Source organism: Bifidobacterium amazonense, from assembly GCF_018555435.2.
Taxonomy (GTDB): Bacteria; Actinomycetota; Actinomycetes; order Actinomycetales; family Bifidobacteriaceae; genus Bifidobacterium; species Bifidobacterium amazonense.
Window position 1 is genome coordinate 1 of sequence record NZ_JAFEJT020000032.1, and the last position, 22,110, is coordinate 22,110.

At 66.4% G+C, this 22,110-nt stretch carries 17 protein-coding genes; 3 read left to right on the top strand and 14 right to left on the bottom strand.

Annotation, left to right across the window (positions count from 1 at the left end):
• Nucleotides 1-756 precede the first annotated feature (756 nt).
• The 4 genes from JS533_RS08240 to JS533_RS08255 all read right to left on the bottom strand — a co-directional run bounded on the left by JS533_RS08240 (nt 757) and on the right by JS533_RS08255 (nt 6,689).
• Nucleotides 757-2,655: an ATP-binding protein gene (locus JS533_RS08240; protein ID WP_420838641.1), complete on the bottom strand. Its 1,899-nt coding sequence runs from the start codon at nt 2,653-2,655 to the stop codon at nt 757-759.
• Complete coding sequence (locus tag JS533_RS08245; RefSeq protein WP_476727088.1) at nt 2,652-4,775, bottom strand: 5-oxoprolinase subunit B/C family protein; 2,124 nt, start codon at nt 4,773-4,775, stop codon at nt 2,652-2,654. The genes JS533_RS08240 and JS533_RS08245 overlap by 4 nt, the downstream gene beginning before the upstream one ends.
• Before the next feature lie 56 nt (nt 4,776-4,831).
• Complete coding sequence (locus JS533_RS08250; RefSeq protein ID WP_241513954.1) at nt 4,832-5,656, bottom strand: LamB/YcsF family protein; 825 nt, start codon at nt 5,654-5,656, stop codon at nt 4,832-4,834.
• A gap of 223 nt (nt 5,657-5,879) precedes the next feature.
• A complete protein-coding gene (locus JS533_RS08255; RefSeq protein WP_241513955.1) occupies nt 5,880-6,689 on the bottom strand; it encodes a putative hydro-lyase in 810 nt (269 codons plus the stop codon).
• Between the two features lie 379 nt (nt 6,690-7,068).
• Here JS533_RS08255 and JS533_RS08260 point away from each other — a divergent pair, with 379 nt between their 5' ends.
• The 3 genes from JS533_RS08260 to JS533_RS08270 are packed head-to-tail and all read left to right on the top strand — an operon-like array spanning nt 7,069 to nt 10,632.
• Complete coding sequence (locus tag JS533_RS08260) at nt 7,069-8,028, top strand: aminodeoxychorismate lyase (protein WP_241513956.1); 960 nt, start codon at nt 7,069-7,071, stop codon at nt 8,026-8,028.
• Nucleotides 8,029-8,061: 33 nt separating this feature from the next.
• A complete protein-coding gene (locus JS533_RS08265) occupies nt 8,062-9,894 on the top strand; it encodes a serine hydrolase domain-containing protein (RefSeq protein ID WP_241513957.1) in 1,833 nt (610 codons plus the stop codon).
• A 30-nt stretch (nt 9,895-9,924) separates the two neighbouring features.
• Nucleotides 9,925-10,632, top strand: a complete 708-nt coding sequence (locus tag JS533_RS08270; protein ID WP_241513958.1) for a type 1 glutamine amidotransferase — start codon at nt 9,925-9,927, stop codon at nt 10,630-10,632.
• A gap of 25 nt (nt 10,633-10,657) precedes the next feature.
• On the opposite strand, the gene JS533_RS08275 is transcribed toward JS533_RS08270, so the two are convergent.
• From JS533_RS08275 to JS533_RS08320, 10 genes are all read right to left on the bottom strand, one after another.
• Nucleotides 10,658-11,563: a serine hydrolase gene (locus JS533_RS08275; protein WP_241513959.1), complete on the bottom strand. Its 906-nt coding sequence runs from the start codon at nt 11,561-11,563 to the stop codon at nt 10,658-10,660.
• Nucleotides 11,564-13,030, bottom strand: coding sequence for a serine hydrolase domain-containing protein (locus JS533_RS08280; RefSeq protein WP_241513960.1), 1,467 nt, complete (start codon nt 13,028-13,030; stop codon nt 11,564-11,566). It abuts the gene before it with no gap.
• Nucleotides 13,031-13,100: 70 nt separating this feature from the next.
• The gene (locus tag JS533_RS08285) at nt 13,101-13,967 is read right to left on the bottom strand and encodes an ABC transporter ATP-binding protein (RefSeq protein ID WP_241513961.1); all 867 of its coding nucleotides are present in this window, start codon (nt 13,965-13,967) and stop codon (nt 13,101-13,103) included.
• Nucleotides 13,967-14,836 (bottom strand): ABC transporter ATP-binding protein, encoded by an 870-nt coding sequence (locus JS533_RS08290; protein WP_241513962.1) that lies wholly within the window; start codon nt 14,834-14,836, stop codon nt 13,967-13,969. Before JS533_RS08290 ends, JS533_RS08285 begins: the two co-directional genes overlap by 1 nt.
• 10 nt (nt 14,837-14,846) lie before the next feature.
• Nucleotides 14,847-15,791, bottom strand: a complete 945-nt coding sequence (locus JS533_RS08295) for an ABC transporter permease (protein WP_241513963.1) — start codon at nt 15,789-15,791, stop codon at nt 14,847-14,849.
• On the bottom strand, nt 15,788-16,801 hold the full coding sequence (locus JS533_RS08300) for an ABC transporter permease (protein WP_241513964.1): 1,014 nt from the start codon (nt 16,799-16,801) through the stop codon (nt 15,788-15,790). The genes JS533_RS08295 and JS533_RS08300 overlap by 4 nt, the downstream gene beginning before the upstream one ends.
• A 271-nt stretch (nt 16,802-17,072) precedes the next feature.
• Entirely contained in the window at nt 17,073-18,704 is a 1,632-nt protein-coding gene (locus JS533_RS08305) for an ABC transporter substrate-binding protein (RefSeq protein WP_241513965.1), read from the bottom strand.
• Nucleotides 18,705-19,191: 487 nt separating this feature from the next.
• Complete coding sequence (locus JS533_RS08310; protein WP_241513966.1) at nt 19,192-19,371, bottom strand: hypothetical protein; 180 nt, start codon at nt 19,369-19,371, stop codon at nt 19,192-19,194.
• 113 nt (nt 19,372-19,484) lie between these two features.
• Nucleotides 19,485-20,528, bottom strand: coding sequence for a dipeptidase (locus JS533_RS08315; RefSeq protein ID WP_241513967.1), 1,044 nt, complete (start codon nt 20,526-20,528; stop codon nt 19,485-19,487).
• Nucleotides 20,529-20,717: 189 nt separating this feature from the next.
• A complete protein-coding gene (locus tag JS533_RS08320) occupies nt 20,718-21,809 on the bottom strand; it encodes a DmpA family aminopeptidase (protein ID WP_241513968.1) in 1,092 nt (363 codons plus the stop codon).
• Between the last annotated feature and the right edge of the window lie 301 nt (nt 21,810-22,110).

The window sequence follows — 22,110 nt, forward strand, 5'->3', positions numbered from 1 at the left end:
CTCGAAACCCGCGAATTGCCGGTCACGAGATGGATTGAACCGTGTCGATTCCATCGCGTGACCTCAATGCTTAGGCAGGGAAGGTCACGGGATAGAAAAACGGGCGGATTTGCCATCCCGTGACCTCGAAACCACTGATTAAACCTTGTCTGCGAGGTCACGAGATGGATTGAATCGCGCCAATTCCATCCCATGACTAGAGGCAATCTCACGCGATGGCAAAACCAGCCAAAATACCATCGCGTGACCTCGAAACCCGCGAATTGCCGGTCACGAGATGGATTGAACCGTGTCGATTCCATCGCGTGACCTCAATGCTTAGGCAGGGAAGGTCACGGGATAGAAAAACGGGCGGATTTGCCATCCCGTGACCTCCGGGACCTTTACTGGTTGCGTGATGGATCAGGGTGTGGCGTGACCGGCTGTCATACAACCGTGGAAACCGCCTGTATCGGCGAAGCGTGACAAAACTTGTGTCACGCTTCACTCAAAAGATGGCGTCATCGACTGTGCGTGACAGACGGGATCCCGCGGGATCCAAGTAATACCAACGATCAGTAGCCAAGCGTCCTGAGATCATTGACACGTCCCCTGTCACGCTTCACCAAAACCATCGTTCCCGTGAAAGCATGACACCAAAACGGACCACACTCTCGCAGATCAACCGCATTCAGCCAAAGCGTGACAGCAAAAGGGTGATACTGCCATTGTCTCTGCAAACTACCGTCACAGATAACGCCGATATGAAGAAGCGGCTCAGGCCGGATCGACGGTGCCGATAGTCTGGCCGTAGCGCACGGTGTCGCCGACGGCGGTCTTCGTGTGCAGCGTGCCGGCGTGCGGCGCGGCGATCTGCGTTTCCATCTTCATCGCCTCGACCACGGCGACCGGCTCGCCGGCGGCCACGGTCGCACCGTCGTCGGCCAGCCATCGCACGAACGTGCCGGTGATCGTCGACGTGACGGCGTTCGGGTCGACGGCCGCGGCCGTATCGTCGCCACCTGACATTCCGTCGGCTGTACCGTCCGTCGCGTCACCGGCCGCCGAACCGCCGCCGACCGCGGCGAGCGCGAACGACGCGGGCAGGCCGAGCCGCACGCGCCTGCCGTCGAGCTCGATCCACATGCGCCGCATCGGGACCTCGTCCGACGCACGTTCGTACGCGGGACCGTCGCCGACCGGACCGTCGCCGGATAGACCGTCACCAGACGGACCGCTGCCAGCCGCACCAGCACCAGCACCAGCACCAGCCGGGCCATGTCCGACCAGACCGTCGCCGGTCAGCGTGGCCGGGTCGATGCGCGGCAGGAACGTCTCCTCGATCCAGCGCGTGTACACGCCGAGGTGATCGGCGGACGCGAAGTCGGGGTCGGCGAGCACGGCCTTGTCGAACGGGACGACGGTGGGCACGCCCTCGATCTGGAGTTCGGCGAGCGCGCGGCGGGCGCGACGCAGGCATTCCTCGCGCGTGGGCGCGTAGACGACGAGCTTGGCGAGCATCGAATCGAACTGGTCGGGTATGTCCGAGCCGGCGGCGACGCCCGTGTCGAAGCGGACGCCGGGGCCGCTGGGCGCGCGCAGGGCGCTGATATGCCCGGGGAACGGCACGAATCCGCGCGACGGATCCTCCGCGTTGATGCGGAATTCGATCGCGTGGCCGTGCGATTGCGGGCCGAAACCCTCCCCCAGCCCCGCGATGGACTCCCCCTCCGCGATACGCAGCTGTTCGGCGACCAAGTCGATGCCGGTGGTCAGTTCGGTCACCGGATGTTCGACCTGGATGCGCGTGTTGACTTCCATGAACGACATGGTGCCGTCTTCGGCGACGAGGAATTCGACGGTTCCGGCGCTCACGTAGCCGGCCTTGCGGCAGATCGCGACGGCGGTTTGCTTGAGATGGTCGCTGATTTCGGCCGGCAGGAAGGGCGCGGGGGCCTCTTCGATGAGTTTCTGGTTGCGCCGCTGCAGCGAGCAGTCGCGCGTGCCGACGGCGACGACGTTGCCGTGCGTGTCGGCGAGGATCTGCACTTCGACGTGACGCGGCCGGTCGAGGAACCGTTCGAGGAAGCAGTCGCCGTTGCCGAACGCGACTTCGGCCTCGTGCGTGGCCGACAGGAACGCCTCTTCGACGTCTTCGAGCCGGCGCACGACCTTGAGGCCGCGTCCGCCGCCGCCGTGCACGGCTTTGATAGCGAGCGGCAGTCCGTGTTCGCGGGCGAATCGGACGACTTCCTTCGGGTCGTGCACGGGTGCGACGGTGCCGGGGGCCATCGGCGCGCCGACTTCGGCGGCGATGTGCCGGGCCGCGACCTTGTCGCCGAGCGTGCGGATCGTCTCGGGGTTCGGACCGATCCACGTGAGTCCCGCGTCGATGACGGCCTGCGCGAAGTCGGCGTTTTCGGACAGGAACCCGTAGCCGGGGTGGACGGCGTCGGCGTGCGCGCGTTTGGCCGCGGCGATGATCTTGTCGATGTCGAGGTAGGTTTGGGCGGGCGTGACGCCTTCGAGCGGATACGCTTCGTCGGCGAGCTGCACGAACAGCGCGTTCGCGTCGGCGTCGGCGTAGACGGCGATGGCGGTGCGGCCGGTGTCGTGGCAGGCGTGGATGATGCGGACCGCGATTTCGCCGCGGTTGGCGATGAGGATTCGGTTCAGCATGATGGTTCCTTGGATTGCGTCTGGTGTTGCGTCTGGCTGGGTTCGTGCTGCGATGATGACGTGCGTGATGCGGATGGCACGGCCTGCGCGGTTGTTGCCGGCGACGGTCCGTCCGCGTTGCGGAAGCGGATGCGCGCGCCGGGCGGGAGCTGTCCGGCGAGAGCGAGCGCCGGTTTGGTGAGGACCGCGATGACCGGGTAGCCGCCGGTGACGGGCTGGTCGCGCAGGAAGAGGACGGGCTGGCCGTTGGACGGGATTTCGATCGCGCCGGGGACCATGCCTTCGCTGGCGAGTTCGCGTGTGTCGCGACGTTCGAGCGGCCGTGTGCCGTGGAGACGCAGTCCGACGCGATTGGATTGCGCGGTGACGGTCCACTCCTGATCGAACAGGTCGGTGATGCCCTGATCGGTGAACCAGTCGTCGCGCGGACCGAGAACGACGTCGAGGGTGGTGACCTCGCCGGTTGCGGGCAACCCGGCCGACCACGGCTGCGGTTGGCCGACGGTGAGGACCGTGTATACGGTTCGTACGACAGGGGCGGGCACTCCAAGAATGGCGCCATCCGTATGCGCCGGGTGTGCACTCCCCCAGTCGGTGTCGCCGGCGGCATCCTCGTCAGAGGATGCTCGCGTGGCTGCATCGCGAACCGCATCGGGAACCGCATCGCGAGCCGCATCAGAGTCGTGCGAGGTCGCGATGGCGAGCGGCGTACCGGGTGTGAGCGCTGCCGGGCCGAGCCCGGAGAGTGTGTCGGCGGAGGCGCTGCCGAGGACACAGGGTGCGTCGAAGCCGCCTTGGACGGCGATGTAGTTGCGGAAGCCGCATTGCGGGAAGCCGAGTTCGAGCTGTTCGCCGGGTTGCATCAGGAACGCTTCCTGCCGCATGATGCGAGTGCGCCCATACGCGCCGCTGACGGCGACATCGATGGGCGCGCCGGTGACAGCCAGTACGAGCGTGCGATGGACGGTCAGGCGCAGTCCGCCGCCAGCCGTTTCGATGGCGGGCGTGCCGATAGGGTTGCCGACGAGCTCGTTCGCCAGATGGAATGCCGCCGGATCGGCCGCGCCGGAACCGGTCACACCCATCGTGGCCGCGCGGCGGCCGTCGTCCTCAAACACCGCGAACATGCCCGGATCGTCGATCGTCAGATCGGCAGCACAAGCTGAATCGTCGACCTGCGTATCGTCGCGCGACAGACCGACGCTTGATGAGCACGTAACACCATGAGTGGCGTCCGCAGCGTCGTGCGCATGCGGTGAATCGGATATCCGTCCATCACATGTTTCACGCAAGGTTTCACAAAATGATTCGCGGTGCACCGCATTGCCAGTAACCGCTACATCGCGATCCGCATCAACGGACGCAGCCATTGCGACCCATTCCCGTACCGGCTCGAATCGCACGGTGTCGCCGGGCTGGATGAGAGCGGGTGGGTTGCGATGATCGTCCCACATCGGTTCGTCGGTGGTGCCGATGAGCTGCCATCCGCCGGAACTGGGCCGCGGATACACGCCGCTGAACGTGCCGGCAAGGCCGACCGCGCCGGCGGGCACGGCAAGCCGCGGATTCGCACGACGGGGCACGTCGAAGATCGGATCCCCGCCGGTCAGGTAGGTGAAACCGGGCGCGAATCCGCCGAATGCGGCCGTCCACGCGTGCCCGGCGTGGCGGTTCACGACTTCGACCGCGCTCACGCCGAGCAGGTCCGCGACCGCGTCCAGATCCTCGCCGTCGTAAACGACCGGCACGGTCACCGTCTTCGCATGCCGTTCGACATGACCGCCCAGGTCCAATCCGCGCACCGCTGCAACCAGTTCGTCACGGTCCGTAAACAGCGGATCGAACCGGATCAGCACGGTCCGTGCGGCCGGCACCACTTCGGTCACGCCGGCGAACGGGTCCATCAGCGCGGTGCGCGGCGCGGCATCGCCGGCCCTCGCGTCTAGGTCATCCTCGGCATGCGCGGACCGATCCTCGGCATGCACGGACCGGTCCACGGCATGCGGCAAACGTGACTGCGCCGCACGCAAGGCCGCACGACGCGCCTCGATCGCGGCGTACAGCGACATCGCCGCATCCAACCCGTCCAGTTCCACCAGCAGCGCAGCGCGGCCCATCGGCAGGAATCGCATGGCGGCCGGCGAGACGGCGGCAGACGCGTCAGTCATCCTGCTCACTTCCCCGCACCGGCCGAACCGGCGGTGCCAGCCGCATCATCCGCAGCGGAATCCGCAACTGCATCCGCAGCGAACGCCCGCACGTCGAAACCGTCGGCGTCGAGCCGCGCGCGAATCGCACGGGCCATTGCGACGGCGCTCGGCGAATCGCCGTGCACGCACACCGAGTCGGCGGCGACCGGAATCACGCTGCCATCGATCGCAACGACTTCGCCGGCCGACGCCATGCGCGAAACACGCGCGGCGACCGCGTCCACGTCGCTGATCACCGCGCCGGGCTGCGTGCGCGGCACGAGCGTGCCGTCGGGCATGTACGCGCGGTCGGCGAACGCCTCGCGGAACACGCGCAGTCCGGCTGCGGCGGCGATCTCGCCGACCACGGAACCGGGCAGGGTGAGCAGGCCGAGCGCCGGATCGATGGCAACGATCGCATCCACGACGGCCTGCGCCTGCCGCTCATCGTGCACAATGCGGTTGTACAGCGCGCCGTGCGGCTTGACGTAGCTCACGCGCGCGCCGACGCTTGCGGCGAGTCCTTCGAGCGCGGCAAGCTGGTACATGACGTCGGCCTTGAGGTCGGCCGGTTGTTCGTCGACGAAGCGGCGGCCGAATCCGGCGAGATCATGGTAGGCGACGTGCGCGCCAACGCACACGCCGTTGTCCGCGGCGTTCGACAACGTGCGCAGCATGCCCGCCGGGTCGCCCGCGTGGAATCCGCAGGCGACGTTCGCGCTGGAGACCACGTCGAGCAGGGCGTGGTCGTCGCCGAGCGTCCACCGGCCGTAGCTTTCGCCCATGTCGCTGTTCAGATCGATGCGCATCGTCGGTTCCGTCCTTTCGTCGTCGACTCCGTCGAGTCGAATTCGTTCGCATGACGCGCCGCACAGTCCGCCATGCAATGTTTCACGAGGTGTTTTACACCCGTGGTCTTTCATGAACTTCCATGATATTCAGCGTCCGTGCGACGAACGTCACGCCTCCACGGCCGGCCGCGTTGCCACAAGTCTCACCGACAGCCCCGCGTATGCCACAGCCTCGCAAGCCTCACACCATGTATGTGCGGTCGGGCACGTCGCTGATGAACATGTGGCCCGGCGCGTGTGTGATTGCGAACGACGGCTTGGACGCCATGACCGCGGCCTGCGGGGTGACGCCGCACGCCCAGAACACGGGCACGTCGCCGTCCTCGAGCACCGGCGCGTCGCCGTAGTCGGGGTGCATGACGTCCGTGACGCCGATGGATTCGGGCGAGCCGACGCATACGGGAGCGCCGTGCACGCTCGGATAGCGGGCCGAGATGCGCACCGCGTCGGCCACGCGGTCCGGCTGGATGCCGCGCATCGAAACGACCATGTTTGCACTGAACCGGCCCGCCGGGCGGCACTTGATCGACGTGTCGTACATCGGCACGTTGCGTCCGGCGAGAATGTGGCGGACGGGAATGCCCGCCTCCATCAGCGGAAACTCGAACGTGAAGCTGCAGCCGATCAGGAACGTGACCAGATCGTCGTGCTTCGCCCACACGTCGGTGATGTCGGGCAGCGTGTCGACCAGTTCGCCGTTTTCCCACACGCGATAGAGCGGAATGTCGGTGCGCACGTCGGAGCCGGCGGCGATCGACGGGAACGGGGAGCCGGCGTCGAGCACGTCGAGAATCGGGCACGGTTTCGGGTTGCGCTGCGCGAACAGCAGGAAATCGTATGCATACTCGCGCGGCAGGGCGATCATGTTCGCCTGCGCGTAGCCCTTCGACACGCCGCACGTCGGACGCACCGCACCCGAACGAAACGCCTCGCGAGCGGCCGCGGGCGTCGTGTTCTCATCCAATGCGCCAGCCGATCCGTCCATCGTCATCGTCACTCCCCTCTCCGCACGCACCGTCGCCACGCACGCGGCGCCGGCACGTCCTCACGTCGACCTTCACATCGACCATCAACGCAACGCCACGCTAGACACCGCACATTAAACCTCTATTACGCCCCCACACATCCCGTGTTACATCGTCTCAGTCATCTCAGTCATGACTGAGACGACTTCCCCGCTGACGAAGGCTTTCTCGAAATCCGCCACCACGGGGAAGCTCCAACGGCATAGCATCGGGAAAACAGGCCTCCCCATTGTGACGGTCACGTTACCGCCAGATATCGGGCTTTTCGCGCGGGCATAACACGCGGGGACTAGGTTGGGTGATCGTTACCGCCGCAAGGGCCATCATCCGAGAAAAGGGAGCGTCATGACTGGAATCGTGTTGGGCATCGGCAATGCGTCCGTACTGTTTTCGCCGAAGGGCACCCCGTTCGAGCCGGGCGAGACGATCGAACTCGTCGACCCGGAGCAGCCGCACGTCTCGGTGTTCGATCTGAGCGTGCTGCGCGGCGACGGCATCTTCGAGGCGACGACCGTGTGGAAGGGCTTCCCGGTCTCGCTCGAGAACCATCTGCGCCGTCTGGCCACGTCCGCGGCCATGACCGACCTGCCCGAACCGAACATCGACGCGTTCACCGCCGCCGTGCAAAAGGTCATCGACGCGTACGACGACCCGGAACCGGGACCGATGCTGCGCATCCTCGTCTCGCGCGGATTCGACCCGACCACCGGCGTGGGCGCGAACAAAAGCCATCTGCCGAGCGTGTGGATCTTCCTCGACGGCAAGGGCCTGCTGCATTCGCTCGACCCGCTCACCATGGTCTCGCTGTCGCGCGGCTACGCCTCGGACGTGACCGCGAAGGCCCCGTGGCTGCTCAACGGCGCGAAGACGCTCAGCTACGCGATCAGCCAGTCGGAGCACCGCCTGTGCGATCGCCGCGGCATCGGCGATTCGATCCAGTACACCACCGACGGCTTCACGCTCGAATGCCCGAATTCCTCGATCGTGGCGCAGTACGGCGACCTGTTCGTCACCCCCGATCCGCGCATCGGCATCCTCAACGGCACGTCCCAGCGCGAACTGTTCGCGTGGGCGCTGCAGGAGGGCAAGAAGACCGAGTACAAGAAGTTGCCGCTGGCCGAACTGAAGGAGGCCGACGCGCTGTTCATGACGCACGGCGGCTGGGTGATCCCGGTGCGCGAGCTCGACGGCAAGCCGTACGCGGTGGACATGCCGATGGTCGAGGCGATCAACGACGCGATGCACACCGGTCGCACGCGCGAGCTGGCCCTGACGATCGGCCCGTCCGGCGACTACGAGTTCTGAGCCGCGCAGGACCGGGGCATCATCGTGACTTCCTTGACTTCCGCAGCATCCGCATCGGTCGCCGCGCCGGCATCGCATGCATACGTTCCCGACGAGGCGACCCTCGCCGAAATCGACCGCATCTTCGGCGCACTCGTCACCGAGCGCAAAGCGCCGGCCTACACGTACGGCATCTTCGACCGGGGCGGGTTGATCGCCAGCGGCCACGGCGGCTCGGCCACGCGCGTCGACCGGCCGGGCGAAACGCTGGAACTGAACGAGCACACGCGTTTTCGCATCGCGTCCATGTCGAAAAGCTTCGCGGCCGCGGCCGTCATGCAGCTCGCCTGGCAGGGCAAGGTCGATCTGCACGCGCCGGCCGCGGACTACGTGCCGCAGCTGGCGAACGTCGTGCCGTGGGACCGCGACTCGTTCCCGATCACCGTGCACGATCTGCTCGCGATGAGCTGCGGGCTTGCGACCGACGACGCATGGGCCGACCGGCAGGAGTCGATCAGCCGGGCGGAGCTGCAATCGTTGCTGGCGCAGCGGCTCAGGTCGATCTATTCGCCCGGCGAACGGTACGAGTACTCGAACATCGGCTACGCGGCGATCGGCGAGGTGATCCGCAACGTGAGCGGCATGGACGTGCCTGATTACGTGCGTACGCATCTGCTCGAACCGCTCGGTCTGGCGGAGACGACGTACGATTGGCGCGACGTGCCGGCGGACAAGTTGTGCTGCGGACATCACCTTGATCCGGGCAGCGAGCAGAACGGCGATCCGGCCGGCGCGACGTGGGTGCCGGAGACGTTCGCCGATCCGGGCGCGTTCAGCGTGATCGGCGGTGTGATCAGCTCCGTGCACGACGTGGCCGAGTGGGATGCGTGGCTGGCGCGCGGGTTCGAGCCGTCGCCGCGCGAGGGCGGTTCCACCGATGGTTCCGCCGGCATGCGGGGAGACCGCAAGACCGATGGCGCAGCCGAGGCCGATCTGCTCGGCGACGAGGTGCTGCCGCGGCGATACCGTCGGCTCATGCAGATGCCGCACACGCCGATGCCGCCCGTACTGCGGTCCGGCTCGTCGCGCGGATGGCTCACACGGCGCGATTTCAACGAGATCGAAGCGTACGGCTACGGGCTGATCGTCAAGCACGACGAGCGATTCGGCGACATCGCCTACCATTCGGGCGGATACCCGGGCTACGGCTCGAACATGCGCTGGCATTTGGATTCCGGACTGGGCGTGGTGGTGCTGGCGAACGGCCGGTATGCGACGCCGAGCGTGCTCGCGATCCGCGCGCTGTCGCTGCTGCTCGAGGAGGCATCCCGTCCTCGCACGGACGGTGGCCGTTCGAGTACCCCGGCGCTGCCGATCGCAGGATGGAGCTTCCCGCTGTGGCCCGAAACGCGCGCCGCGCAGGAACGGATCAACGCGATGCTCGCAACGCTGAACGGAACGGAAGCGTGCACGCAGGCGATCGCATCGCTGGCGGATCTGCTGGCGATGAACGTCACGTTGGACGCGACGTTCGACGAACGTGGCACACAGCTGGCGAAACTGCTGGCGGTCACCGGGCTGCCGGTCGTCGGAGCGTCCGTCGCCGGCGCATCCGCCACCGACGCATCCGCCGCCGACGCATCCGCCACCGAACCGTCCGCTGCCACCGGACCGTCCGCCGGCAGCGTGACCGTGTCCAACGAGCATGCCGACTCGCCGGCGCAACTGTCGTGGACCGTCGCATGCGAGCATCATCCGCTGCGCTGCACGATCCAGCTCAATTCTCTGGAGCATCCGCGAGTGCAGACGCTCGAATTTGCGCGGGCCGACGCGCCGCGCACCGACGACATCGTCACCGTCACGCCGACCACGCGCATCCTGCGGTGACGTTCGGCGTATTCAACGAAAGGACACATCATGCCGACCGCACTGGTCATCGGACACTCCGCCAAGGCAAGCCTGCGCAGGCTGGGACCGTGGTTCAACGGGCAGGGACTCGACTATGAGCTGCGATTCGGCGGCGACGGTCTGCCGGATTCGCTGGACGGCTACGCGGCGCTCGTCGTGCTCGGAGGCGCTCCCCTGCCCTACGAGGACGACAAATTCCCGTGGCTGCCGGCCACGCGCGCGCTGACGCGCGAGGCGCTCGACAGGCACATTCCCATGCTCGGCATCTGCCTGGGCGGGCAGCTGCTCGCCTATGTCGGCGGCGGCACGGTGGAGCATCGCAAGTTCAAGCCGGAGCACGGCATCACGCCGATCACGCTGGACGCGGCCGCGGCCGACGACCCGCTGTTCTCGGTGCTGCCGGCGACGTTCCCGATGACGGAGAACCACGTGGACCACATCACGTCGCTGCCGGACGAGGCCGTGCTGCTCGCCCACTCCGACCGCTCCCCCGTGCAGGGGTTCCGGCTTGGGCCGAACGCGTGGGGTCTGCAGTTCCATCCGGAGATTTCCGCGGCGAACATCGCCGAGTGGGATGCGGACGATATTCGGGACGTGGAGGCGGATGGCTTCCCGTGGGCCGAGGTGCTCGACCGCGATTCGCGCTACGACGAGGAGAACACGCGCCCATCCGAACTGTTCGCCCGCCGTTTCGCCGACATCGTACTGGGACGGTAATCGCCGGCTCGACCGCGGCCGGCTTCTACCGTTCGATATAACGGCGCATCGCCCCGCCGAGGCGGCGCATGTCGGCGAGGACGTCGTCGCGCAGGCGGCCGTGGCGGGCCTTGTCCCAGTTGGCGAGGATCGCGTAGGCGACGGTGCGGCCGCTGGGCGCGTGGCGGGCGATGCCCACGTCGCAGCGCACGTCGGACTCGGTGCCGGTCTTGTGACGGATCTGGAACGGGTCGCCGGCCTCCCAGTGGGCGAGCGGATCCACGTTGAACGCGCCGGACGCCATCGACGTGTCGGTGTCGGCGCCGAGCCACCGTTCGATCTGGGCAGAGGCGGCGGGCGAGACGAGCGTGCCGGCGTTGAGCCGCATCATGTAGTCGCATAGTTCGCGCGCGCAACCGCATGACATGTCGTCCGGGCCGTCGGGCCGCAATTCCATGCGCACGTAGTCGAGCAGCGCGGAATGTTCGAAACCCTGCTCGCGTGCGAATGATTGCACGCGGTCAAGCCCGACCCGTTCGACAAGCAGGTTGGTGGCGTAGTTGTCGGAGAACGCGCCGATCAGGAAGCCGAGGTCGTGCACGGTGAGCGTTTTCTGATCGAGCAGGTAGAGGATGCCGGAGTCCTCGCAGAAGTCGTCGGGCGACATGCGATCGCGGTCGATGACCTCGTGCAGGCCGAGTTCACCGGATTCGACCTCGCGCATCACCTCCATGAGCAGGAACAGCTTGCCGATGCTCGCCGTTTTGAGCACGCGGTCGGGCGTGCGCTCGTACAGCAGCTCGCCGCTCGACGCGTCGCGGATCATCACCGACCAGTCGACGCGCGGGTCGAGGTCGGCGGGCCAGGCCGCCGGCGCATCGCCAGTGCACCGGTTCATGCCGTTCGTCTCCATATCGTCACTCCTCATGTCCTGCCGTTCATGTCCTGCCATTCACGCCACCTTCGGCGTGACGCGATGGCCGGAGGCGACGTAGCGTCTGCCGTCTGAGGCGCGCACGAACGCGATTTCCGTGGGCGTGCGCTGGTCCGGCCGCTGCACCGCATAGTAGCCCTGCTCGGTCGCGTGCAGCGGGAGCGTGAGTTCGACGCCGTACGGGCCGTCGTCCGGGTCGGGCGCGAAGATGCCGAGCACGCCGGTCGGGCCTCCTTCGCGGTATTCCTGATGTTCCTCATGCCGTTCGTATACGCCGACGATGTTCGCGATCTCCTCGGCGGTGAGCCTGCGGTCGGACAGTTCGACGGCGGGCGGCACGGCGATGCCGGCGCGTCCGGTGATCTCGCGGGCGATGTGCGCGGCCATCTGCGTGCCGGCGTCCGCGTTGGTGAGCGTGGCGACGACGATGCGCCGGTTCGGGAAGACGACGATGTTCGCCCGCTGCCCTTCGGTGGCGCCGCCGTGGCCGAACGCGGGCTCGTCGCCCCAATTGGGCAGCTGCCATCCGAGCGCCCAGCCAACGTTTTCAATGCCTTGTTCCCGCAGGCTCACCTGCTCTTGGGTCATCAGCCCGGCCGAATGCGCGGAGAGCACGCGCGTCCCGTTCGGCGCGACGCCGCCGTTCAGGAACAGCGTCGCGAAGCCGAGCAGATCGCCGATCGACGCGGACACCTGTCCGCACGGCCCGCTGCTGCGCGGCAGCTGCCACGTGTCGGTCGGTTCGACCGGCGCGGGGAAGATCTGCCGGTCGTTCGCAACGGCCCGGTAGTGGCCGAGCGCGCTCGAATAGCGCAGCACGTCCTCCGGCAGCGTCCACACATGGTCGAATCCGCACGGTTCCGCCAAATACTTGCGCAGCGCGGCGTCCCATGTCATGCCGCGCAGCACTTCGACCACGCGGCCGAGCACCACGAACGCGCCGTTCGAATAGCTCAATGGACCGCCGAGCGGGGTGCGCGCCGGGAATCGGCCGATGTAGTCGACGTATTTGGCGACGCAGTCGTCGCCGCGGCCGAGCGTCGAGGGGAACGCGTCGCCTTCGATGCCGTTGGTGTGGCACATGAGATGGCGGATCGTGCAGCCGTACGTGATTTCGGGCGAGTTGATGATGCGGAAGTCCGGCAGCACGTCCTTGACGCGCGTGTCGAGGCTGAGCTTGCCTTCGTCGATGAGCTGCATGGCGAGCGCCGTGGTCCAGATCTTGCTGATGGAGCCGATTTGGAACAGCGTGTCCCGTTGCACCGGATAGCCGGTCGTCTTGTTGACGATGCCCGACCAGACCGTGTCGGCCGCAAGCGCGCCGCCGTCGGACGTAATGCCGCTGCCGCCCACCGGCGCGACGACGCCGACCTGCGCTCCCGGCACACCGTAGTCGGCGAGCGCCCGGTCGAGCAGCTCCTGCAGTTCGGCATGGCCGATCAGCGGTGTTTCCTTGTATTCCAGTCCGTATTCCAGTCCGCTCATGTGTTCCGTTCCGCTGGTTTTCGTGCTGTTTCCGTGCGATGTTCCGTCCGGCAATCCGCACGGCGTCCGGCTAGTTTTCGCCGTGATACGCGGGCAGGCGCCCGAGGCCGTCCGGCACGGGGATCGCGTCGAGCAGGTTCTTCGTGTACTCCTCGCGCGGATGGTTCCAGATCTCCTCGGTCGGCCCGGTTTCGACGACCAGTCCCTTGTTCATGACGACGATGCGCGTGGCGATGAGCCGCACGATGGACAGGTCGTGGCTGATGAACAGCAGCGAGGCGTCGGATCGGGCGGCCGCCTTCTTCATCAGGATGGCGGTTTTGGCCTGCAGGGAGGCGTCGAGCGAGGCGATCGGCTCGTCGCCGATGAGCAGGGTGGGCGTGGTGGCCATGGCGCGCGCGATGGCGATGCGCTGGCGCTGGCCGCCGGAGAACTGGTGGGGCAGCTTGTCCGCGTCGGACGCGTCGAGTTCCACGGAGGCGAGCAGCTCCTCCACGCTGGGCACGGGCACGGGGCTGATGGCGCGTGCCTCCTCGATCTGCGAGCGGACGGTGCGTCTCGGGTTGAGCGAGGCGTACGGGTTCTGGAACACCATTTGGATGCGGCGCAGTTCCATGGGCCTGCTGCGGAATTTGAGCGGCGTGATCGGGGTGTCGTCGTAGACGGCGGTGCCGGCCACTGGTTCGACGAGGCCGCAGATCACCTTGGCGAGCGTGGATTTGCCGCAGCCGGATTCGCCGACGAGGCCCACGACCTCGCCGGGCGCCACGTCGAGGTCGACGCCGCGCACGGCGTGCACGGTGCGCCCGCCCATCGTGTAGTCGACGACGATGTCGCGCAGGTGCAGTCCGGAGCGGATGTCGGCCGCGGTGCGGAAGTCGAGCGGCTTGCCGTTCTTGCCGTCGTTCGTGTCGTTGTCCTTCACGGATCCTCCCATCACAGGTCCTCCTCGGCCGAAGCCATGGTCTTGCCCTCCGACTCGAGTCGCTGTTCGATGCGCGTGGGCAGCGAGTTGATCAGGTCGATCGTGTACGGGTGCTTCGGATGGTTGATGATGTCGTAGCGCGGGCCGACCTCGACGATCTTGCCGCTGCGCATGACGGCGATCGTGTCGGCGAGCGCGCTCATGACGCCCAGATCGTGGGTGACGAGCACGATGGTCAGTCCCAGCTGCTCGTTGAGGTCCTTGAGCAGGTGCAGGATGCCGGCCTGGACGGTCACGTCGAGCGCGGTGGTCGGCTCGTCGGCGATGAGCACGCGCGAGTCGCAGCTCAGTGCGGTGGCGATGGCGATGCGCTGCAGCTGGCCGCCGGAGAACTGGTGGGGGAAGCGGTCGAGCGCGTTTTCCGGGTCGGGGACCTGTACGAGCTTGAGCAGTTCGATGGCGCGTTTGCGGGCCTGCTTGCGGTTGAGGTGCAGGTGGTAGCGCATGCCGTCGGTGAGCTGGCGTTCGATCGAGAGCATGGGGTGCATGCTGGAGGTGGGGTCCTGGAAGACCATGGAGATGCGCCGGCCGCGGTACGTGTTGCGTTCGCGTTCCTTCATGCCGAGCAGTTCGGTTTTGCCGTCGTAGAGGATCGATCCGGTGATCTTGGCGCCTTCCGGGGGCAGTCCGAGCACGGTCATGCTGGTGAGCGACTTGCCGGAGCCGGATTCGCCGGCGAGTCCGTTGATCTTGCCGGGCGCGATGTCGAGGTCGACGTGGTCGAGCAGCCGCCGTCCGTACAGGTCCATGGTGAGTCCGCGCACGGTGATGCCGACGGGCTTGCCCTGGTTCTTGAACAGTTCGCTTTCCTGAGCGCTCATGTCCGACATGTCAGCGTCCCTCCTGATTGCCTGAAATGTAGCTGCGGTCGAACCAGTCACGTACCGCGTCGCCGACGAAGTTCTCCGCGATGACCACGGTGAAGATGGCCAGGCCCGGGAAGAACGCGAGCCACCATGAGGTCATGCGGGTCACGCCTTCGGAGACCATCTGGCCCCATTCGGGCATCGGCGGCGTGGCGCCGAGGCCGAGGAACGACAGGCCGGAGAGCACGAGCAGGCAGTCGCCGAGGTCGACGAACATGAGCACGAAGATGTGCGGCAGGATGTTCGGCAGGATGTCCTTGAACAGCGAGGCGAACGAGCTGCGGCCGAGCAGTCGGCCGACGATCACGAATTCGCTGTTGCGCAGGCCGAGCACGAGCGAGCGTACGAGTCGCGCGTAGGTCGGCCAGCTGACGAGCACGACGGCGATGATCGCGTTCTGGATGCTCGGGCCGAGCGCCGCGGAGATGACCATGGCGAGGATCGTGGACGGGAACGCGAACACGAGGTCGGTGACGCGCATGAACGCCTCGTCGATCCAGCCGCCGAAGTAGCCGGCCATCGCGCCGATCAGGCTGCCGATGACGGACGAGAAGATCACGAGCACGATCGACGAGGGGATGGACACGCGCGACGCGGCGATCACGCGGGAGAAGATGTCGCGGCCGAGCGTGTCGGTGCCGAACCAGTATTCGGCGCTGGGCGCGGACAGTCGCGTGCCGAGCTGGTCGAGCGGGTCGTGTGGTTCGAGCAGGGGCGCGAAGATGATGACGAGCACCCACAGTGCGAGCACGATGAGGCCGATGATGGCCAGCGGGGTGCGCAGCGCGGCGGGCACGCCGAAGCGGCGTTTGGTCATCTTGCGCACGACCTTGTCGGGGACGCCGCCGTTCCTGGAGTCCGCGGCCGCCGTCTTGGTGCCGCCGTTCGCGGCGATGGTGTTCTCGCTCATTGGATCCTCACCCTCTGGTCGACGAAGCCGGTGATGATGTCGACGATGAAGTTCACGAAAATGTAGACGACGCCGATGATGATGCCGACGCCCATGATGCCCTGCAGATCAAGCGCCATGGTGGCCTTGAACGCGTACTGGCCGAGGCCGTTCCATGCGAAGATCGATTCGGTGAGCACCGAGCCGGTGATGAGTCCGGCGAACAGCAGGCCCATGCGGTTGAGGATCGGCACGGCGGCGCCGCGCAGGATGTAGCCGAAGACGACCTTGTGGGAGGGCAGGCCCTTGGCCTTGGCGGCCAGCACGTAGTCCTGGTTCATCGATTCGAGCACGGCGGAGCGCACGAAGCGCATGAGGCTGCTCAGGTTGGCGGTGGCGAGCACGAGCGCGGGCAGGCACAGGTGCCATACGGCGTTGCCGAACGTGGCCCAGTCGCCGGCGATGATCGAGTCGACGGTGTACATGCCGGTGACGGTGGGCGGCGGCGAGATGCGCGAGTCGAGCCGTCCGGATCCGGGGAACAGGCCGAGTTCGTAGAACAGGAAGTAGTAGCACATCGCGCCCAGCCAGAACGTCGGGATGGACACGCCGCCGAGCGAGAGCACGCGGATGAGCTGGTCGGCGAAGTGGCGGTGGTGCAGGGCCGCGTACAGGCCGAGCAGCACGCCGAAGAGGATGGTGAAGATGAACACGAAGCCGCCGAGTTCGAGCGTGGCGGGGAACACGCGTTTGAGGTCGTCGGTGACGGGCTGCTTGGTGAGGAACGATTCGCCGAGATCGCCGTGGACGAGACGGACCAGATACAGCCAGTATTGTTCGTACAGCGGCTTGTCGAGGCCGAGCTTGGCCTCCATGCGGGCCACGGCCTCCGGGTCGTTGGCCTCCTGCTCGCCGAGGATCGAATTGACCGGGTTCGCGGGCACCAGATTGGTCAGGATGAACGTGATGAGCGTGACGCCGAAGACCAGGAACAGACTGATCAGGAATCGTTTGAAAATGTACCATGCCAACGGATGATGGGCCCTCATCCAGGCCGTCACCCCCGGGCTTGCCTTGCGTGGCTTGGGTCTTGCCGGCTTCGCCGCGACCATGTCTGCTGCCATATGCCTCTCCCAGTTACCTGTTATTCATTGCGTGTCAATGTAGGAACGTCGTATTTCGGGTCAATATGTCCGTCCACATATAGAGACGAACGATCCCGTACGGCAAACGGAAACGGGGAGGCGGTCCCCCAGTTCGGAAAACGCCTCCCCGTATGCCGTTCGGGATCAACGCATGACGCTACTTGAGCACGGTGTAGTCGACGCCGTTGAGCAGATCGTACTTGGCGCCGATGCCCGGGCGGGACACCACGTTCGCGCCCTGCACGACGAGCGGCACGTACGGGCTGCCCTGGTTCATGGCCTCCTGCAGATCCTGCCAGGTCTTGGCGCGCTCGTCCTCGCCGCTGGCGTTGCGCGCGGCCTCGACGAGCGACTCGATCTTGTCGGCGGAGTCGGAGCCGTTCCAGCCGTTGGAGCTCTTCGCGCCTTCGGTGGTGTACCAGCCGGCGCGCTTGGCGATGTTCTCGTTCGGCGCGAACACGAAGTAGTCGGACGGATCCGGGTAGTCGGCGCCCCACGTGCTCAGGCCGGACTGGAACTTGCCGGAGCGGAAGGTGTCGAGGCGGGTGGTGGTCGGCTGGCCGACCAGCTTGATGTTGACGCCGAGCGCCTTCATGTCGGCCTGGAACAGCTGCGCGATCTGCGTGGAGGTGTCGTCGTCGGAGGAGTACAGGAACTGCACCTCCTCGTTGTTGTAGCCGGACTTCTTGAGCAGGGCCTTGGCCTCGGTCAGATCGTACTTGTTGTCGTCGGAGCTCTTGAGCGCGCCGAGGAACTGGTTGGGCACCACGCCGTAGGCCTGTTCGGAGCCTTCGCCGTAGAGCGCCACGTACTTGTCGTAGTTGACGGCCTTGCGCACGGCGTTGACGAAGTCGGTGTTGGACACGACCTTGCCGTACTGGGGGTCGGCGTTGAACCACAGGAACGTGGTGGAGCCGGACGGGCCGGCGGACACGTCGGCCTCGTCCTTGGTCAGCTTGGCCGCCTCGTCGGAGTTGATGTCCATGGCGATGTCGGTGGTGCCGGCCTTGATGTTGGTCAGCTCGGTGGCGCTGTCGACGTTGTTGATGATGATCTTGTCGTACTTCGGCTTGTCGCCGGCGAACTTGTCGTTGCGCTTGAGCGTCACCTTGGAGTCCATGGCGACGGTGTCGAACTGGTAGGGGCCGGAGCCGGCGGAATGCTGGTTGAGATACTTCTCGGCGCCGTCCTTCTCGTCGGTGGTGCCGCCGTTAGCCTCGACGACGCTCTTCTCGACGATGCCGAGGTTCACGCTCGGCAGGATGTACGGGATGGCCGGGTTCGGGGTCTCGCTGGTCAGCGTCAGGCTCTTGTCGTCCTTCTTGGCGACGGTCACGCCGTCAAGATAGAAGGACGGGTTGCCCTTGATGCCCTGCACGCGCTGGTACGAGTAGACGATGTCGTCGACGGTGACCTTCTTGCCGTCGGCGAAGTAGTGGTCGCCGTTCAGCGTCAGCGTCACGACCTTGTTGTCGTCGGAGATGGTGTACGTGCAGATCTCCGGCTGCGGCTTGGACATGTCGTTGTCCACGTACTTGAGCGCGGACTGGTAGGTGGCGCGCAGGATCGACACGGTCGCGGTCTCGAAGCTTCGCGCCGGATCCATCGTGATCAGGTCGAAGTCGCTGTCCACGACCAGCGAGCTGCTGTCCGTGGAGCCGGACGAGGCCGCGTTCTTCGATCCCTCGGCACCGCCGCATGCAGCCAGCGACAGGGCCATCGCGCCCGCCGCGACGGCGGAAACGGCGATTTTCGCCACGTTCCCGAACGACCAACGTTTCGTGTTCATAGTCTTCCTCCTTGCGTTTCCCTCTCGCCCGAGATTCTCGGACATCACGGGAATGACGGGCCGCGACCCGTTCATACCGAGGAATTGAAGACCCGTTGTGTTACCGACAGATGCCATTCCGTACATTTTCCCGTTACATACGGGTCGCACGCCGCACGGGCCTTCGCCCCGCGCAGCGTCGCCCGTCCGCGGCGCCGTCGCCGCCGAAAACCGGAAAAATCAACGAAAAACAGATATATCCCTAACGCGCTGCATCCCGCGGAAGGCGGCGCATCCCACTCCTTAACCGCTTCGGACGGACGACGGCAGATCCGTCCGCCAAGGCATCCACATAATGAAACGCACCCCTCGTCGAACGGGTGACGCATCTCCGTCGCCTTTTGCCGTGCATGGGTCGGCCGTCGGCACGCCCCGTTCAGGGCATGACAAAGCCGTCCCGCGTCGCAATGGACGCGGGACGGCTGTTGGAATGATGACGGGACCGGCCCTATTCGGCTTTCTCGCCCTTGTCCTCGGCGGACTTGCCGCCCTGCTCCTTGAGCGCGGCGAGCGCGTCGTCCAGACGCTTGAGATCGGCATGGGCCTCGTCCACATGCTTCTCGTATTCACGCCAGTCTTTCTCGCTGATGACGATGACCGGGCCGTCCGACTTCGTGCGATGATCCATTGTGTACTCCTGTCAAATCTTCGCCTAGGACGATGCTAACCGGAACGGCGGCGAAACGCCGCATAGGCGTGTCGGGCGCGTCCGCGATGCGGACCGCCGGACCGCCCGTCGGTTCACTCCCCCGCGGCCATGAACTGCCGGTAGGCCTCGTCGTTGGCCTCGAGCACGCGCAGCGCGTTCTTCCAGCCGAGCTTGTTGAGGTCCTCCTCGCTCCAGCCGCGCGAGCGCAGCTCGTCGAACAGGTTCTGATAGCGGCCGACGTCCTCCATGCCGGTGGGCATCGCGCCGGTGCCGTCGTAGTCGCCGCCGACGCCGATGTGGTCCACGCCCATCACGTCGCGCGCGGCCTCCACATGGTCGGCCACATCGCGCACGCTCACGGCGGGCCGCGGACCCTGTTCGCCGGCGACCGCCCACTCGTGCACGGCCGCGGACACGAATCCGGGCACGGCGGTGATCATCTGCACGCCGCCGTTGTCGGCAAGCCTGCGCTGCACGTCCTCGGGCACGTTGCGCGGGTGCGGGTTGACCGAGTAGCACGACGAATGGCTGAACATCACCGGGAACTGGGATGCGTCGAGCGCGTCGCGCATCGTGTCGGCGGAGACGTGCGACAGGTCGACGATCATGCCGATGCGGTTCATTTCGCGCACGATCTCGCGGCCGCGGTCGTTCAGTCCGTTCCACTTGTGCTCGCCGACGGCCGCGTCGGCGAATTCGTTCGTGTTGTTCCAGGTGAGCGTCATGTAGCGCACGCCGAGCCGCGCGTATTCGCGCAGCACGGCGAGGTTGTCGGCGATCTGGTGACCGCCTTCGACGCCGATGAGCGAGGCGATGCGCCCCTCGGCCTGCGCGGCGCGCACGTCGGCCGCCGTGGCGGCCAGCTTGAACGTCTCCGGATAGCGCGCGCACATGCGGTGCACGAAATCGATCTGCTCGAGCGTGGCGATCACCGCGTCGCCGCCCACGTAGTCGCTGTGCACGTACGCGGACCAGTATTGCGCGAGGTAGCCGCCGCGACGCAGTTTCGGAATGTCGGTGTGCAGCGTCTGCGGCAGCTCCTGGTCGATGCCTTCTACGCTGTAGCCGCGGTTTTCGCGGGCCTCCCACGGCAGGTCGTTGTGGCCGTCGAACACGGGGATGATGGGGTTGGTCATGTGGTTGCTCCTTTTGTATGGTGAAACATTGCTTGTGCGGCATCGGCGCCTGCGGCGCGGCGAATCCGAGGGCCGTCGCGTCCACGGGACGGCGGATCGTCAGCCGGCAGGTCGACGGACCTGCGCCCGAACGGCTCCCGTCGTCCAGTCGATCGACAGCAGGCCGCCCGGCGGCCGGCTCCCGCCCGTCTACAGGTCCAGCGCGATGCCGGCGCGCGCGGCCGCATCCCTGAGCGACCATGTCGTGCGACCGTCACGGCCGACGACGCTGCGCGCGTGCGCGAGCGAGCTGACGATCGCCTCCTCGCCGGCTGCGGCGACCGCGCGGAAGCAGTCGTCCATCGCGTTGTCGTTCAGTCGTGGCGCGGTGTCGATCATCGGCGACGTTACGCCGTCGTGCGTTTCGCCGGCCCAGTGCGGGATACGTCCGGCCGTGGAGAATGCGACGACGATTTCGCCGCTGCCGTTGCCGATGTAGCCGCCGCATCGCGCGATGCCGATGGTGACACGTTTGGCCATGCGCTTGAGCTGGCGCGAGTCGGCCGGCAGATCGGTCGCGATCACGGCGACGATGCTGCCCTTGTCGCGATCGTGCGCGGCAGCCGCGTCCGCGGCGGCCAGTTCGCGGCCGATCGGACGGCCGTCGATGCGCAGGCAGTCGCGTGAGCCGAAGTTCGTCAGCACGAGCACGCCGATCGTGTAGTCGCGTCCATCGAACGCGAGCACGCGCGACGACGATCCGATGCCGCCCTTCAGTCCGAAGCAGGTCATGCCGGCGCCCGCGCCGACGTCGCCCTCCGCAAACGATTCGCCGGCCGCGTCGATCGCAGCCAGACCGTCCTGCGGCGTGACGGCGAGCGCGCGTATCGTGTTGATCGGCCCGTCGTTGCATTCCATGACGACCGGGTTCACGGTGCCGGTCTCCACGCCGATCTCGTCGTGCGCGGTGAGCGCGTGGCGTACGAGCGCCTCGAAGCAGGCGCCGCACGAAAGCGTGTTGGTCATCAGGATCGGCGTCTCCAGGCTGCCGAGCTCGTTCACCTGCACCAGGCCCATCGACTTGCCGAACCCGTTGGACACGTAGGCGGCGGCGGGCAGCTTGCTCGCGAAACAGTCGCCGGGCGGCACGATCGCGGTCACGCCGGTGTGCAGCGGGCCGAGCGGCGAGTCGCCGCCGAGCGTGACATGGCCCACGCGCACGCCGGGCACGTCGGTGATGAGGTTGCGCGGCCCCTTCGCGCACGCGCACAGTTCCCCGTTCAGGTCAACGTTCAATCCCATGCCCGCCATTGTGCGCGCCCCGTGTTGCCGCGTTTGTTACGTTCCATCTTCCGAACGAATCCTTCCAAGCCATCCCGAAATACCCCCAGGACCTCCAGCCCCGGCGCCCCCTTCGACGCGCGACGGGATGCGTCTCCACCGCCGCCCGCACGGGTCGAAAACAACAAAACTACGCGGCGGACGGGTAGCTTTACTCGCTGTTCACCATTCTTTCGTCGAGCTTTCTCCGGCAACCGGCGTCGCAGCCCGGAAACGGCAGCACTATAGAAGAGTGCTCCCACACATGGCCGGACACGGATGT

Bases quoted from the DNA above. Each gene is read 5' to 3' on its own strand.
- JS533_RS08280 (WP_241513960.1), bottom strand. From the start codon at position 13,030: ATGAGCGGACTGGAATACGGACTGGAATACAAGGAAACACCGCTGATC.
- JS533_RS08260 (WP_241513956.1), top strand. From the start codon at position 7,069: ATGACTGGAATCGTGTTGGGCATCGGCAATGCGTCCGTACTGTTTTCG.
- JS533_RS08290 (WP_241513962.1), bottom strand. From the start codon at position 14,836: ATGAGCGCTCAGGAAAGCGAACTGTTCAAGAACCAGGGCAAGCCCGTC.
- JS533_RS08275 (WP_241513959.1), bottom strand. From the start codon at position 11,563: ATGGCAGGACATGAACGGCAGGACATGAGGAGTGACGATATGGAGACG.
- JS533_RS08295 (WP_241513963.1), bottom strand. From the start codon at position 15,791: ATGAGCGAGAACACCATCGCCGCGAACGGCGGCACCAAGACGGCGGCC.
- JS533_RS08320 (WP_241513968.1), bottom strand. From the start codon at position 21,809: ATGGGATTGAACGTTGACCTGAACGGGGAACTGTGCGCGTGCGCGAAG.
- JS533_RS08305 (WP_241513965.1), bottom strand. From the start codon at position 18,704: ATGAACACGAAACGTTGGTCGTTCGGGAACGTGGCGAAAATCGCCGTT.
- JS533_RS08245 (WP_476727088.1), bottom strand. From the start codon at position 4,775: ATGGGCCGCGCTGCGCTGCTGGTGGAACTGGACGGGTTGGATGCGGCG.
- JS533_RS08255 (WP_241513955.1), bottom strand. From the start codon at position 6,689: ATGACGATGGACGGATCGGCTGGCGCATTGGATGAGAACACGACGCCC.
- JS533_RS08315 (WP_241513967.1), bottom strand. From the start codon at position 20,528: ATGACCAACCCCATCATCCCCGTGTTCGACGGCCACAACGACCTGCCG.
- JS533_RS08310 (WP_241513966.1), bottom strand. From the start codon at position 19,371: ATGGATCATCGCACGAAGTCGGACGGCCCGGTCATCGTCATCAGCGAG.
- JS533_RS08285 (WP_241513961.1), bottom strand. From the start codon at position 13,967: ATGGGAGGATCCGTGAAGGACAACGACACGAACGACGGCAAGAACGGC.
- JS533_RS08250 (WP_241513954.1), bottom strand. From the start codon at position 5,656: ATGCGCATCGATCTGAACAGCGACATGGGCGAAAGCTACGGCCGGTGG.
- JS533_RS08270 (WP_241513958.1), top strand. From the start codon at position 9,925: ATGCCGACCGCACTGGTCATCGGACACTCCGCCAAGGCAAGCCTGCGC.